13 protein-coding genes are annotated in these 14841 nt (G+C 70.8%); 3 read left to right on the top strand and 10 right to left on the bottom strand.

Annotation, left to right across the window (positions count from 1 at the left end):
* Position 1 precedes the first annotated feature (1 nt).
* From AB0395_RS06835 to AB0395_RS06790, 10 genes are read right to left on the bottom strand one after another with little or no spacing between them, the layout of a single operon-like run.
* Positions 2-754, bottom strand: a complete 753-nt coding sequence (locus tag AB0395_RS06835; RefSeq protein ID WP_366277759.1) for an SDR family oxidoreductase — start codon at positions 752-754, stop codon at positions 2-4.
* Complete coding sequence (locus tag AB0395_RS06830; RefSeq protein WP_366277758.1) at positions 751-2214, bottom strand: aldehyde dehydrogenase family protein; 1464 nt, start codon at positions 2212-2214, stop codon at positions 751-753. Before AB0395_RS06830 ends, AB0395_RS06835 begins: the two co-directional genes overlap by 4 nt.
* 50 nt (positions 2215-2264) lie before the next feature.
* Positions 2265-3227 (bottom strand): amidohydrolase family protein, encoded by a 963-nt coding sequence (locus AB0395_RS06825; RefSeq protein WP_366277757.1) that lies wholly within the window; start codon positions 3225-3227, stop codon positions 2265-2267.
* Between the two features lie 10 nt (positions 3228-3237).
* The gene (locus AB0395_RS06820; RefSeq protein WP_366277755.1) at positions 3238-4284 is read right to left on the bottom strand and encodes an ABC transporter permease; all 1047 of its coding nucleotides are present in this window, start codon (positions 4282-4284) and stop codon (positions 3238-3240) included.
* Positions 4281-5840, bottom strand: a complete 1560-nt coding sequence (locus tag AB0395_RS06815; RefSeq protein WP_366277753.1) for a sugar ABC transporter ATP-binding protein — start codon at positions 5838-5840, stop codon at positions 4281-4283. Before AB0395_RS06815 ends, AB0395_RS06820 begins: the two co-directional genes overlap by 4 nt.
* Complete coding sequence (locus tag AB0395_RS06810) at positions 5837-7036, bottom strand: substrate-binding domain-containing protein (protein ID WP_366277751.1); 1200 nt, start codon at positions 7034-7036, stop codon at positions 5837-5839. Before AB0395_RS06810 ends, AB0395_RS06815 begins: the two co-directional genes overlap by 4 nt.
* Positions 7037-7052: 16 nt before the next feature.
* Positions 7053-7886, bottom strand: a complete 834-nt coding sequence (locus AB0395_RS06805) for an SMP-30/gluconolactonase/LRE family protein (protein WP_366277750.1) — start codon at positions 7884-7886, stop codon at positions 7053-7055.
* Entirely contained in the window at positions 7883-9382 is a 1500-nt protein-coding gene (locus AB0395_RS06800; protein ID WP_366277749.1) for a bifunctional 3-(3-hydroxy-phenyl)propionate/3-hydroxycinnamic acid hydroxylase, read from the bottom strand. Before AB0395_RS06800 ends, AB0395_RS06805 begins: the two co-directional genes overlap by 4 nt.
* A gap of 32 nt (positions 9383-9414) precedes the next feature.
* Positions 9415-10338: a VOC family protein gene (locus tag AB0395_RS06795; protein ID WP_366277747.1), complete on the bottom strand. Its 924-nt coding sequence runs from the start codon at positions 10336-10338 to the stop codon at positions 9415-9417.
* 8 nt (positions 10339-10346) lie between these two features.
* Positions 10347-11192, bottom strand: coding sequence for a fumarylacetoacetate hydrolase family protein (locus AB0395_RS06790; RefSeq protein ID WP_366277746.1), 846 nt, complete (start codon positions 11190-11192; stop codon positions 10347-10349).
* 115 nt (positions 11193-11307) lie between these two features.
* Between AB0395_RS06790 and AB0395_RS06785 the strand changes: the two genes are divergently transcribed.
* From AB0395_RS06785 to AB0395_RS06775, 3 genes are all read left to right on the top strand, one after another.
* The gene (locus tag AB0395_RS06785; RefSeq protein WP_366277744.1) at positions 11308-12006 is read left to right on the top strand and encodes an FCD domain-containing protein; all 699 of its coding nucleotides are present in this window, start codon (positions 11308-11310) and stop codon (positions 12004-12006) included.
* Positions 12007-12047: 41 nt separating this feature from the next.
* Positions 12048-14009 carry an acetoacetate--CoA ligase gene (locus AB0395_RS06780; protein ID WP_366277741.1) on the top strand — a complete coding sequence of 654 codons (1962 nt, stop codon included), beginning with the start codon at positions 12048-12050 and terminating at the stop codon, positions 14007-14009.
* Between the two features lie 64 nt (positions 14010-14073).
* Positions 14074-14832 (top strand): SDR family oxidoreductase, encoded by a 759-nt coding sequence (locus AB0395_RS06775; RefSeq protein ID WP_366277740.1) that lies wholly within the window; start codon positions 14074-14076, stop codon positions 14830-14832.
* Positions 14833-14841 lie beyond the last annotated feature (9 nt).

The raw sequence follows: 14841 nt of genomic DNA, 5'->3' as shown, positions 1-14841 counted from the left end.
TTCAGGCCCTGACCCAGCCACCGTCGACCATGAGGGTCTGGCCGGTGATGAACGCGGCGTCGTCGCCGCTGAGGAAGCAGACCGCGCCGACGATGTCGCCGGCCTCGCCGACCCGTTTGATCGCCTGCATCTGCGCCGACAGCTGCAGGTGCTCCTCGGCGATGGCGGCCTCGCCGCCGGGCGTGCGCGACGCGGTCGGGGCCACGGCGTTGACCGTGATGCCGTATTCGGCGAGATCGGAGGCCAGGCCGCGGGTGAACCCGACGACCCCGCCCTTGCTCGCGATGTACGCGGTGAGGTGCGAGGCGGCCAGGCCGAGGGTGTTGGAGGCGATGTTGACGATGCGCCCCCACCCGTTCTGCCGCATGGAACCGGCCAGGGCTCTGGCCATGAGGAACTGCGAGTCCAGGTTCACCGCGTGCACCCGCCGCCAGGTGTCGTAGTCGGTGTCGAAGAAGTCCCCGACGGCGATGATCCCGGCGTTGTTGACCAGGATGTCGGCCCGGCCGAACCGCCGGAGGATCCGCGTGGTGGCCGCCGTCACCGAGTCCGGGTCCGCGACGTCGGCCTGTACGGCGAGCGCCGTGCCGCCCGCCGCCTCGATCCTGGCCACGGTTCCGGCGGCGTCGTCACGGTCGACGACCGCGACGGTCGCGCCTCTGTGCGCCAGCTCCACGGCGATGGCCTCGCCGAACCCGCGTGCCCCGCCGGTCACGACGGCCACCCGGCCGACGTGCGTCACCGGCCTGCTCATGACACCAGCCCCTCGATGGTCTGCCAGCGCGGGACGGGCGTCTTGCCGTTCGGGACGCGCAGCAGCTTGGCGTAGCCGTACTCGCGCAGAGTCTCCAATGTGTGCTCCCGGCCGTAGCCGCTCGCCTTGATGCCCCCGAAGGGGCTGCCGGTCAGCGCGCGGTTGTAGTTGTTGACCAAGGTCATGCCGACCTCGAGACCGCCGCAGATCGCGATCGCCCGGGAGACGTCACCCGAGAAGACGCCCGCGATGAGGCCGTAGTCGGTGTCGTTGGCGATCTCGACGGCCTCGGCGTCGTCGCCGAACGTGAGGACCGCGGTCACCGGCCCGAAGATCTCCTCACGGGCGATGCGCATGTCACGGGTCACCCCGTCGAAGACGGTCGGGGCGACGTAGTAGCCGTCCGCGAGCTCGGGATCGGCCGGCAGGGGCGCCTGCGCGCTGATCGTCGCGCCCTCGGACGTGCCGATCTCGATGTACTCCAGGATCCGGTCACGCTGGGCGGCGGTGACCACCGGGCCGACGTGCGTGCCCGGCCGGGCGCCGGAGCCGACGACCAGACGGCCGACGGCCTCGTTGAGCAGCGTCATGAACTCGTCGTGTACGGACTCCTGCACCAGGATCCGCGACGCGGCGGTGCAGGCCTCGCCCTGGTTGAAGAAGGCGCCCTCGACGGCCCAGGCCACCGCGGAGGGGAGGTCGGCGTCCTCACACACGATCAGGCAGTTCTTGCCGCCCAGTTCCATCAGGGTCGGGGTGTGGTTGACCGCCGCCACCTTGATGATCTCTCGGCCCACGCCCGGGGACCCGGTGAAGGCGATCTTCCCGATGCCCGGGTGGGCTGCCAGGAACCGGCCTTGCTCGGCCCCGCCGTGCACCACCGACACCACGTCGTCGGGGAGCGCTTCTGCGGCGAGTTCGCAGATCCGGGTCGGCGTCATCGGGGTCTGCTCGCCGGGTTTGAGGACGACCGCGTTGCCGGCCGCGAGGGCGGGCGCCAGCTTGCCCGCGGTGTGGATCGGCGGCCAGTTGAACGGGATGATCGCGCCGACCACGCCGTACGGCACCAGCTCGGTGGTGTCGAGCGAGAACGGCGTGTGCCGGGCCTGGCCGTGTTCGGCCACGATGGCCCCGGCGAAGAAGTCGAACAGGCCGATGCAGGCGAACACGTCGCCGCGCGCCTGGTCCAGAGGCTTGCCGTTCTCCCTGGTCTCGATCCGTGCGATCTCCTCGGCGTGGGCCCGGAGTGTGTCGGCGACGGCGTGCAGTGCCCTGGCCCGTTCTGCCGGGGGCCGAGAGGCCCAGATCGCCTGCCCCTTGGCGACGCGGGCGATGGCCGCGCCGATCTCCTCGGTGCTGTGCGGGCGAACCCGGGTGATCTCCGACCCGTCGGCGGGGTCGTTGACCACGAACGGGTCGAGATCGCTCTCGCCTGCCCATCGGTGCTGGTAGAGCTCCATCAGTCAATGGTCCGTTCGTTGCTTCTTGTCATGTCTGGTGGTGGGCGCGTTCAGATGCCGAGCACGCGGCGGGCGTTGCGGTGGGCGATCTTCTCCTTGACCTCCTCGGTGAGGTTCGCCTTCTCGATCGACGCCACCGCCGCGGCGGTGTCCTCGTACGGATAGTCGACGGAGAACATCACCGCGTCGGCACCGGCGGTGAGCACCGCCGCCTCGATCGCCTCAGGAGCGAGCACGCCACTGGTGGTCAGCACGATGTTGGTGCCGATGTACTCCGACGGCATGCGCAGCAGCGGGGTTTCCACCCGCAGTGTCCGGTACCGGGAGTCCAGGCGTGAGCGCTGGAAGGGAAGGAACTCGCCCAGGTGACCCAGGATGAGCGTCGCTCGCGGATGCCGGTCGAACACGCCCGCGTAGACCAGGCGCATCGCGTGCCCCCCGGTCTCCGCCTGCCAGCTCCAGCTCGCGCCGTACATCTCGGGCCGGTCCCGCATGACGTGCCAGTCGTCGGCGGGGATCGAGCCCGGGTGCAGGTAGAGCGGCACCTGGAGCTCCTCGAACGCGCTCCACACCTCCTCGTACGCCGGATCGTCCAGGTACCGGCCCTGCGTGTGGTCGTTGACCAGGGCGCCGACGAAGCCGAGCTGCCGCACACAGCGTTCGAGCTCGGCCACCGCGGCGCCGGGGTCCTGCATCGGGAGCGCGGCGAACCCGCGGAACCTGGCCGGGTGCCTGCCGGTGACCTCCGCGAGGAAGTCGTTGGCGAACACGGCGTTGTCCACGGCCTTGCGCCGGTCGACGTCGGCCTGGATGCCCGGAACCGTCAGCGAGAGCACCTGGACGTCGATGCCGTTGGCGTCCATCTCGGGGAGGCGGTACTCCTCGAAGTCGACGAGTTTGCGGCCGCACATCTCGGCGTATTCGTCGGTGACGCGGATGCGCATGGGGACGGCGGGCTGGCGGGCCGCCAGCTCGGGGATGGCGAACGCCTCTTCGAGAGCGATGTAGCGCACGGTGATGTCCTCAGGTCGAGGCCGTACGGCGGCGCACGATGGTGGCGACGGAGACGGCGATGATGAGCGCGGTGCCGTAGAAGGCGTTCTCGATCCACCCGGTGTAGCCGAGCATCTGCAGCCCGAGGATCCCGGTGGCGAGGAAGTAGATCGCCACCAGCGTGCCGATCGGGTTGAAGCGGCCGGGCCGTACGACGGCGGTGCCGAGGAAGGTCGCCGCGAAGGCCGGCAGGAGGTAGGTGGGGGAGACGGTCGAGTCGTAGCCGCCGACCGAGGCGACCAGCAACACCCCGCCGGTTCCGGCGAGCGTGCTGCCCGCGACGAAGGCGCCGAGCCGGATGCGGTCAACGGCGACGCCGGCGAGCCGGGCGACCTCACGGTTGGCGCCGACGAAGGTCATGTGCCGACCGAGGGGGGTGAAGGTGAGCACGTAGCCGATCGCGAGCGCGAGGGCCAGCCCGTAGAAGAAGCTGATCGGAAGCCCGGCCACCTCGTACAACGTGATGTCGGCGAACCCGGGGGACAGGCCCGAGACGGTCGTCTGATGCGAGACCAGCGAGGCGATCCCGAGCATGAGGGTTGAGCTGCCCAGGGTCACGATGAGCGCGGGGACGCCGACCTTCACGACCAGGAAGCCGTTGAGCAGTCCGCCAAGGGCCGCCGCGAGCACGGCGACCACGCAAGAGAGCACCAGGTTCCAGCCGTGCAGGACGGCCAGGACCGGCACGAGGGTGGCCGACAGGCCCAGCGCCGAGGCGATCGACAGGTCGAACTCGCCGACGACGAACGTCATCATCGCGGCCAGCGCCAGGAACACCAGGGCCTGCTGGGAGGCGAAGATGCTACGGAAGGTCGAGGCTTGGAAGAACGTGCCGGGCATCAGCACGGTGTAGAAGCCGCACATGAGGATCCAGATCCCGACGATCGCGTAGCGGCTGGCGAAACGCTGCAGGTCAAGGCGGCTGTCGGGGGAGCGCTGAGGTTCCGGCCCGCCGGCGGCGCGCTGTTCGGGCGCCGGCCGACGGGGCGGCGCCGCGACGTCGCTGGGTGGCTTCATCTGGGACACGGGGCGGCCTTTCTGCGCGGAGAGGACGAGGGGTCGGCGTACACGGCCTCGATGACGGCGTCCTCGGTGGGGGCGGTGATCTCGCCGTCGATCCGGCCCTCCCGGAAAATCAGCACCCGGTCGCAGACCGCGGCCAGGTCGGCGGGCTGGATGGAGGCGACGACGACGGCGACGCCCCGTTGGGCCGTCCCGGAGATGGCCCGCAGGATGTCCTCGCGGGCGCCGACGTCGACCGCCTGCGTTGGCTCGTGCAGGACCAGCAACTCCGGTCGGCCCGCGAGCCATTTCCCGAGCATCACCTTCTGCTGGTTCCCGCCGCTGAGCTGCCCGACAGGCATCTCGGGGCGGCGCGGCCGGACATCGAGGTCGTCGAGGACCGAGGCGATCTCGGAGCGTTGCCACTCGCGACCGATGGCCCAGGGACGGCTCCGGCGCCGGATGCGGGGGAGGGTGATGTTCTCGCCCACCGGCAATGTGAGCGCGAGGCCGTCGTCGACGCGGTGCTCGGGCAGCAGCGCGATGCCGGCTGCGATGCAGTCGGCGCTGCGGGCTCGGGCGAGATCGACGGTTGCGGTGCCGGTCCTGACGGAGCCGCGGGCCGGGCGGCGTGCGCCGGAGAGCAGGTACGGCACCTCGTCCCAGCCCGCCCCCGCGACGCCGATGAGCCCGACGACCTCACCGGGCCAGACCTCCATCGACACGTCGTCGACCACGCGCCCGGTGAGGCCGCTCACCGTGATCGGGGGTGCGAGTCTGGACGTCTCCTTCCTGGTGTGGACGCGCTGCTCCACGACCCGGCCGAGCATCCGGCGGGCGATCTCCTGTTCCGAGGTGCCGGCCGTGTCCACGGTTCCATCGATGACGGCGCCGTCCCTCAGCACGGTGATCCGGTCGGTGACCTGCCTGATCTCCTCGAGGTTGTGGGAGATCATGAGGGCGGCGCCACCCTGCTGGACCACGCTGCGCAGGACCCGGTAGAAGTCCTCAAGACCGTCCTTCGGAAGCGCCCTGGTCGACTCGTCCAGCACGATCAGCCCCTCGCCGGGACGCTGGATGCGCAGGGCGCGGGCGATGGCGACGATCGAGCGGTCGGCCGGGCCGAGCGCGCCCACAGGCCGCGTGGGGTCGATCCAGGTGGCGTCGAGACGCTCCAGGAGCTCGGCCGCCCGGCCTTCCTCCGCCCGCCAGTCGACCCTGCGCGACCACCGGCCCGCGGTGAAGGATCCGACGGCGATGTTCTCGGCGACCGACTTCTCGTGCACCAGCCCGAAGTCCTGGTGCACGATGGCGATGCCGGCCGCGCGGAGGTCCCGCAGCCTGATCGGCGTGGCGAGCGCCTGGCCGTCGACCAGGATCCGGCCCCCGCGGTCCGGCGGGTGATACCCGGCGAGGATCTTGACCAGCGTGGACTTCCCCGAGCCGTTCTGGCCGACCAGGCCGTGCACCTCACCTTGTCCGACCGTCAGGCTGACGTCGTTGAGGGCACGGACGGCGCCGAAGGACTTCGACAGGCCCGCGAGCTCCAGGCGAGGTGGCGCCGGGGTCACCGTGCGCCCCACAGGGCGGTGAAGGCCTTCTGGAAGACGCCCGGGTCTCCGAACCACTTACCGCTGACCTCGGCCTCCGGGGTCAGGTCGAGCTCGCCGATGTTGTCCTTGGTGAAGGCCCGCGCCAGCGAGGGGTACTCCGCCGGTGGCTGCTGACCGGCCAGCATCCGCAGCACCGAGTCGCCCATGGTCCACGCCAGGTACGGCGGGTTGACACCGGCCACCGCGATCAGCTGGTTGTTGGTCTTCACCTGCTGCACCGCCGCCAGGGTCGCGCCACTGGTGGAGATCTTGACGTCGCGGACCTTCCCGCTCGACTGGAGACCGGTGGTGGCCGCCGCCAGGTAGGTGTCGTACTGCGGGATCACGTAGTCGATGGACGGGTCGGTGAGGAGCGCGCTGCTCACCAGCGAGGGAACGTCCTTCATCCGGCTGAGGCTCACCTCCTTCAGGGTGACCTTGCAGCCGGCGCAGGTCTCCTTGAGGTGCGCGACGGCGTGCGCGCCCGCCCGCCGGGTGCTGGCGCTGTCGGTCACGGAGAGGAACAGGATGTGCGCGTCTCCGTCGGAATCCGCGACGACCGCGTCGCCGATCCCCTCCATCAGGACGAACCCCTGCGGGTCGGGGTCGCCGAAGGCGAAGGCCGCCGACTGCTCGGTGCCCTCGGGGGCCGCCGCGCCCGCGACGAACACGGGGATGCCGCTCTTACGGACCCGGTCGAGGGCGGTGGGCACCATCTCGTAGGGGATGTAGTCGGTGATGACGGCCGCGGGCTTGGCCGCGATCGCCTGGTCGAGGCAGGAACTGATGCCGGACGGGTTTCCCTGACCGTCGCAGGCGTAAAGCTTGACCCCGACGCGGCCGAGGGCGTCGGTGAGGTTCTTCTCGATGAGCGGGAAGTGGCCCACCTTGAGCGCGATCGGTACGTAGTAGACCGTCTTGCCGGCCAGCGCGGCGGTGTCGAACGGCGTGCCCAGCTTCGGCACCTCTCCGGCGGGCCGCGCCAGCTCGGTGATCGCCGCCTTCGCGGCCTTGCCGCCCTCCGACGCGGGCCCTGCCGCCTTCGAGGTCGTTTCGCTGTCGTTGCCGCACGCCGCCAGCGCGGTCAGGAGCGCCGCGGCGAGGCCGGCGCACGCCAGGCGGCGCCGGGTCGGGGTGGTGGTGACGGTCGTCCGGTTGGTGGCAGTGATGTTCATACAGGACTTCCAGGATTCAGCGTTGGGGGGTGGTGTGAACGAGGACCGCTGTGGTTTTGACCGCTTTGCGGGCGAGCGCGTCGAACAGGGGCGCCCCCTCGGTGTGCGCGACGGTCACCAGGAGACGGCCGTGGTCGTCGACGCAGCACGCGATCGGATAGCCGGGTGAGGTGTCCACCGACTCGACGAGTTCGCCCTCGCGGAGCCGTACGACCAGTTGCCCGGTCGTGGTGGCCACCCAGAGGCCGTCCTCGGCGGGCCAGATGCCGTCGGGCCTGGCCTCGGGGCCGGCCAGGCCGGCGATGTCGGCGTAGGTACGCCGGTCGTGCAGGGTGCCGTCGGCCGCGACCCGGAAGGCTGTGAGCCGCTGCCGGGAGGTTTCGGCGACGACGAGGGTCGCGCCCTCGTCGAGGAACGCGAGGCCGTTGGGGAACTCGACGTCCTCGGCCGCGACCGCGGTGGTCCCGTCCGCGCGGACGAGGATGACGCGTCCGGGGCGGGGGGACTCCCCGCGGGCGGCGGCGAAGGCGACGTCGTCGACGTAGAGGTTGCCTTCGAGGTCGCCGACGAGGTCGCCGAGCGGGCCGACCCCGAGCGGGGCGAGATCGGCGTAGGTCTCCCAGCGCTCGCCGTTCCACACGCCGATCCGCTTCTCGTCCATCATGGCGCCGACCAGGCGGCCGTCCGGCAGGAACCACAGACCGTTGGACACCGACTCCAGCGGCGTCGCGGTCCACGCGCCGTCGGCGTCGGTCCACAGCCTGCGCCCCTGGGTGTCGGAAAGCCACAGCGCGCCGTCGTGCCAGCGTGGCCCTTCTCCCCAGGTCATCCCGGTGGCGTACGTTCTCATGCCGTCGCCCGGGCGGGCAGGAGCCACTCGCTCAGCTTGAGCGTCGCGCTGTCCAGGGCCGCGGAGCCGGAGACGGCGGTGTGGGTGTAGCGGTCGGGCCGGATGATGACGGCGTCGGCGCCGTGGGAGGACAGCCAGGCGGCCATCTCCGCGGGCGGATTGTCGAGCACGAAGAATCCCAGCCGTGACCACGTCGCACGGGTCGCGTCCGAAACCCCGTCGATCGTCGGACGGTCACCGGCGACGAGGAACCGGTAGCCGACCAGGTCGTCGAGGAGTGTGCCCTCGGCGGTGCGCGGCTGGGGGCTGAGCTGCCCGACGGGGTCGGCAGGCTCGGCCGCGAGACCGGGGCCGAGCAGCGGGCGGTGGCGCACCAGGACCTGGGCGGGCCCGGGGGCAGGACGCGCCGCGGGGTCGGCGAAGGCCTCGATCAGGTTCGCCTGCCGCGCCGACTCCACGATGTAGGGGCGCACATGGGGTGAGCGTTCGCTCTCGTAGGTGTCGAGGATCGCCCGGTCGGCCCCGGAGAGAACGGCGCTGAGCTTCCACGCCAGGTTCATCGCGTCCCGCAGGCCGGAGCACATCCCCTGGCCGAGCATCGGCGGCATCTCGTGGGCGGCGTCGCCGGCCAGCAGCACGCGCCCCTGGCGCCAGCCGTGCACCAGCCGGGCGTGCCACTCGTAGACGTCGGTGCGCAGGATCCGGTAGGAACCCGGCGCCAGCCATCGTGAGAGCAGCTCGTAGGTCCGGGCGGGGTGCTCGAACGCCTGGGCGTCGTCGCCGTCCTTCAGCATGAACTCGAACCGCAGTTTCGGCGGGAAGGTCGGCACGTAGGTGACGGGCCGCTCATCCTCGCAGAGGATGAAGCCGCTCTTCTCTGGCAGGCTCCGCGGGTGCTCGTAGGGGTGGATGTCGAGGATGAGCGAGCGCTGGGTGCCCTTGAGGTCCTCAACCTCGACATCGGTCGCCCGGCGGACGAAGGAGTTCGCCCCGTCGCTGCCGACCATGTAGGCCGCCTCGACGAGACGCTCCTCGCCGCTGAGGCGATCGCGCAGCCGTACCGAGACGGCGTCGTCGGTCTGGGTGAAGCCGGTTACCTCGACGCCGAGCAGCAGGTCGACGTGCTCGTCGACCAGCAGGCCCCGCAGCCGGGACTCGAAGTCGGGCTGGTGGAACTGGTAGTCCGCGCGCCAGCCCTGGTCGGAGTTGTCGCCGGGCATCTCGAACTCGAGGAACACCGAGCCGTCCGCCGATCGCAGTTGCCAGCTCTCCTGACGGAGGAATCCCGGTTCGAAGTCCGCGGCGCCGAGCGTCTGCAGGGTGCGCATCGTCTCGTCGTCGAGGTGCGTCGCCCTCGGGTGCTGGCACACGATGCGGTTGGGGTCGACGAGCGCGACACGGTGACGGTTCATCGCCAGCAACCGGGTCAGGGCCAGTCCGACCGGCCCGGCTCCGACGACGACGACGTCGTAGCTCGCGGTGGTGAGGTGAGTCATGGCAGTACTTCCTGGAGACTTCCTGGAGCTGATCAGGGTGCTTGGTGGGCGCCGGCCATCAACGCGGCGAGGTCGTCGGGTTCGATGAAGGACGGCGGAGGCGGCGGGCCCCAGCTGTAGAGGCTGTGCGCGGCGTCCCACACCTCGGGCTTCCAGAGCGCGTCGTCGACGATGCAGTCGAGGTCGGAGTAGTACTCGGCGAAGTTCCCCGCGGGGTCCTTGAGGTACCAGAAGAAGTTCGACCCGATGTGGTGCCTGCCGAGGCCCCAGACGTGGCGTTCGGGATGTTCCCGGAGCATCGCCGTGGCACCGCGGCCGATCTCGTCGATGTCGTCGACCTGCCAGGAGGTGTGGTGCAGGAAGTTGACCGGTGCCTGGCTGACCAGCACGTTGTGGTGGTCGTTCGAGCAGCGCATGAAGGCTGCCGTCCCGGGCACCACGTCGCTGACCTTGAGACCGACGCCGTCGGTGAAGAAGCGTTCGGTGGCGGGCTGGTCGACCGAGCCGATGACGACGTGGCCGAGCTTGCGGGGACGGACCGGTGTGTCCCGCAGGATTCCGGGGGCTCGCGTCGAACCGCGCGCCGGGTCGCCGGGCGCGTTGTACGGCGGGGCGGGCAGGTGCGGCTGGACGAGACGGCCGGTCACCCAGGCCACGACACGCACGCCGCTGATCGGCTCCAGGACGGACAGCCGGTCCCCGTCCGCGTTGACGTCGAGGTCGAGAGCCCGCAGCCGCCGCGTCATCCTGCCGATGTCGTCGGGGTCGTCCACCCCGATCTCGAGCTCGACGAGCCTGCGTGTCGGCGTCGCGACCAGGCGGAGCTGGCGGCCGCCGTCGAGGGTTGACAGCCACCCGTCGGTCTCGGGGCGCAGGCCGAAGTCCCGGTAGTACTCCATCGTCGAGGCGAGATCCGGTACGCCGACGGTGAGGGAGTTGAGTCGGTGAAGTGCCATGCCTTCTCCTAGGCGGAGACGAAGGTCTGGGTGAGCTGGCCGACGTTCTCCACGTAGGACACGAGCGTGTCCCCGGGCGCGAGGAACCTCGGCGGTTTGCGGGCGCCTCCGACACCGGAGGGCGTACCGCTGAAGACGACGTCGCCGGGCAGCAGGGGCGCGACGGCCGACAGCTTGGCCAGGAGCACCGGAACCGAGAAGATCATGTGGCGGGTGCGTGATTTCTGGACCGTCTCACCGTTGACCGAGCAGCCGATGGCGAGGTTGTCGGGATCCTCGAGCTCGTCGACGGTCACCAGGAACGGTCCAATCGGGCCGAAGCCGGGATAGGACTTGGCGAGGCTGAACTGCGGCAGCGGGCCGACGCGCTGGAGCTTCCGTTCGGAGAGGTCCTGGCCGACGGTCACGCCCGCGACGTGGTCCCAGGCGTCCTCCTCCGAGACGTTTCGTGCCTCGCGGCCGATGACCACCACGAGTTCGACCTCCCAGTCCACGTTGCCCTCGGGCAAGGTGACCTCGGTGACCGGCCCCGTCAGCGCGGTGGGGAACTTCGTGAAGACCGCGGGCTCCTCGGGCACGACGACGCCCGACTCACCGGCGTGGTCGGCGTAGTTGAGCCCGATCGCGAAGACCTGCCGCGGCGAGGGCGCGGGGGCGTCGATCTCCTCCGCGGTGAAGTGACGCACTTGCGCGTCCAGCGGTGCCCGCGCCGCCCAGGCGCGGAAGTCGGCCCACCGGTCGTAGAGCGTCTGCATGGACGGGCCGAAGGCGCCTCCGCTGACAGTGGCGATGTCGATCCCGGCGTTGTCGCCGGTGATCAGGAGCGCCCGTCCCCCGACGTTTCCGATGCGCATCGGTGCTTCCTCTCGTCCGCAATGTCCTGGTCACACACCATGCTTACCAAGTTTCGCAATGTCAAGAGACATTCGAATGTTGTGAGCTGTTTCGTATCCAGCTAGGCTGCGCTCCATGCCACAGCAGAACGGCACGAAGAAGACACGAACCGACCAGGTGTACGAGCGGATCCGGGCCGACATCTTCGCGGCGCGCCTCAAGCCCGGTGCTCGCCTGAAGTTCCCGGCCCTCTGCGCGGACTATGACACCAGCGTCGGGGTCGCCCGCGAGGCGTTGGCCCGGCTCGCCTCCGAGCGCCTCGTACGGCCCCAGGCCCACCAGGGCTACACCGTCGCCGAGCTCTCGCAGGAGGAGCTGACCGACCTCACCATGGCGCGGGTCGAGATCGAGGCGACGACGTTCCGTCAGGCCGTCGTGCACGGAGACATGGCCTGGGAGGGCGACATCGTGGCGGCCCACCACGTCCTGTCCCGGATCGACACCCAGAGGTTCGACGCTTCCGAGGAGGTGCTCGAGGAGTGGTACACCGCCCACGAGGTGTTCCACCGCGCGCTCCTGCAGAGCTGCCCCAGCCGGCGCATGGTCGACATCGCGCTTGGCCTGCGCGACGAGGCCGAGCTCTACCGCCGATGGGCCGGACCGCTGGGCAACGAGAAGGACCGGGACGTCGCGGGCGAGCACCGCGCCATCCTCGAGGCGGCGCTCGCCCGCGACGCCGACCTGGCCGCACGACTGCTGCGCGACCACATCGCGCACACCACTCAGGTACTGATCTCCGGCGCCGAGTCCGCCGACGCGCTCGCTTGTGAGTGAGCTGAGCGAACCTCTCGCCTGCCCGCGAAGGAGCCACCGCCATGCCCCACGTCCTTCCGGACTGGACCCCCTCAGAGGAGGCCGTCGCCGGTGCCCGCATCACCGAGTTCGCCGCGCACGCGTCCGCGCTCGCCGGTCGTGACCTGACCACCGGCTACCGCGACCTGTGGCGGTGGTCGGTTGAAGACCTCGACGGCTTCTGGTCCGCGGTGTGGGACCACTTCGACATGCCGCCCCGCCCCGCCGGGGCACCGGCGCTGTCCCGGGACCGCATGCCCGGGGCCGAGTGGTTCCCCGGCGCCATGCTGAACTACACCCGCGAGGTGTTCCGTGACCGGCCCGGCGACGACGTCGCCGTCATCGCCGTCGAGGAGTCGGGACACACCCGGGAGGTCACCTGGGCCCGGTTGCGCGCCCAGGTGGCGTCTCTCGCGGCCACCCTCACCGAGCTCGGTGTCCGCCCGGGGGACCGGGTCGTCGGTTACCTGCCCAACGGCGTCGAGGCGGTGGTCGGATTCCTCGCCACGGCGAGCCTCGGCGCCGTCTGGGCGATGTGCGGGCTCGACTACGGCTCGGCGGCGGCGATCGCGCGCCTGTCCCAGCTGGAACCGGTCGTGCTCGTCGCGGCCGCCACCTGCAGCTCCGCGGGCCGGCGCGTCGACCGGCGTCGTGAGCTCGACGAGCTGCGCGCCGGCCTGCCCGGGCTGGTGGCGACGGTGTTCGCGGGTGACCTGGAGGTTCAGGACACGCTGCCGTGGGCCGAGGCCGTCGGGCGCACGGACGTCACGCTGGCGCCGGTCGACGTGCCGTTCGACCACCCGTTGTGGGTGCTCTTCTCCTCCGGAACCACCGGGCGCCCGAAGGGCATCGTGCACGGCCACGGCGGTGTCGTGCTCGAGCACCGCAAGCATGCCGCGTTCCACCTCGACCTGCGCGCCGGTGACCGCATGTTCTGGTACACCAGCCCCAGCTGGATGATGTGGAACTTCCTGGTCGGCGGACTCCTGCTCGGCGTCACCATCGTCTGCTACGACGGCAGCCCGGCCCACCCCGAGCCCGACCGGCTCTGGAGCATCGCCGCGAGCACCGGCGTCCAGGTGCTCGGCACCAGCCCCGGTTACCTGGCGGCGTGCCACAAGGCCGGGATCGGCCCCGGCACCCACGACCTGAGCGGGCTGCGCTGCCTGGCGGTCACCGGCTCGACCTTCCCGGCCGACCTTCACCGCTGGGCCATCCGGAGTGTTCCTCCGCAGGTCACGGTGATCTCCACCAGCGGCGGCACCGACGTGGTGACCGCGTTCGCCGGTGGGGTGCCGACGGTGCCGGTGTGGGCGGGCGAGCTTTCCGCGCCGTGCCTGGGCGTGGCGCTCGGCGCGTTCGACGCCTCCGGGACGCCGGTTGAGGAGGCCGTCGGGGAACTCGTCGTACGGCGGCCGATGCCCTCGATGCCCGTCCGCTTCTGGAACGATCCCGGCGACGCGCGGCTGCGCGACGCCTACTTCGAGACCTTCCCGGACGTCTGGCGGCACGGCGACTGGATCACGATCACCGAACGCGGATCGGTCGTCATCCACGGGCGTTCCGACGCCACTCTCAACCGCCGTGGGGTCCGGATGGGCAGCGGCGACATCTACGCCCCCGTCGAGGAGCTTCCGCAGGTTGCCGAGGCGCTCGTCGTCGGGCTCGAGGAAGCCGACGGAGGGTACTGGATGCCGCTGTTCGTCACCACGGTCCCCGGCGTCGAGCTGGACGAGGAGCTCCGCGACGCCATCCGGGCCGCCATCAGAACCCATGCCTCACCCCGGCACGTTCCCGACGACATCATCGCCGCGCCCGGCATTCCGCACACCCGCACGGGCAAGAAGCTGGAGGTGCCGGTCAAGCGGCTCTTGCGCGGTGAGGAGCTCGCGAGCGTGGTCGACCCCGCGAGCGTCGACCGGCCGGACCTCCTCGCGTGGTACCGGGAGGCCGGTGCCCGGCGCAGGCGGCACGTCACCGCCTGAGCCGTACCTTCCTGATCCGCGCCCGTCGAATCCCGGCGGCGTCCTGCTTACGCCTGGAGTCATCATGAGCATCCTCGACAGATTCCGTCTCGACGATCGCGTCGTCCTGGTGACCGGGGCCTCGTCAGGACTGGGTGTCGGGTTCGCCCGCGCCTTCGCCGAGGCCGGCGCCGACGTCGCGGTCGCCGGACGACGTGCCGACCGGCTGGAGGGCACAGTGGAGCTGGTGCGCCGGGCCGGGCGCCGGGCGCTGCCGATCACCGCCGACGTGTCCGATCCGGACCAGGCCTACGCCCTCGTCGAGGAGGTCGTCGCCGAGTTCGGACGGGTCGACGTGCTGGTGAACAACGCCGGCGTCGCCAGCGCGCACCCCGCGACCCGGGAGACCCCCGAGCAGTTCCGCCGTGTCATCGACACCAACCTCAACGGCTGTTACTGGGTCGCCCAGGGGTGCGGGCGCGTCATGCGGCCCGGCTCGTCTGTCATCAATGTCTCGAGCATCCTCGGCCTGGCCACGGCAGGCCTGCCGCAGGCGGCGTACTCGGCCAGCAAGGCCGCGCTGATCGGCCTGACCCGCGACCTCGCGCAGCAGTGGAGTGGCCGCAAGGGCATCCGGGTCAATGCCGTCGCGCCCGGTTTCTTCGCCTCCGAGATGACCGGGCAGTACGCCTCCGGCTACCTCGAGGACGTGATGCCGCGCGTGCTGCTCGGCCGCATGGGCCATGTCGACGAGCTGGCCGCAACCCTCGTATGGATGGCGTCAGAGGCCGGTGGATACATGACGGGCCAGACCGTGGTGGTGGACGGTGGCTTCACGGTGTGACGTAGCGGG

The sequence above is a fragment of the Streptosporangium sp. NPDC051023 genome (assembly GCF_040689595.1).
Lineage (GTDB): Bacteria > Actinomycetota > Actinomycetes > Streptosporangiales > Streptosporangiaceae > Streptosporangium.
The sequence above is the reverse complement of the archived record's forward strand: the minus strand, read 5'-3'. Positions and strand labels throughout refer to the sequence as shown.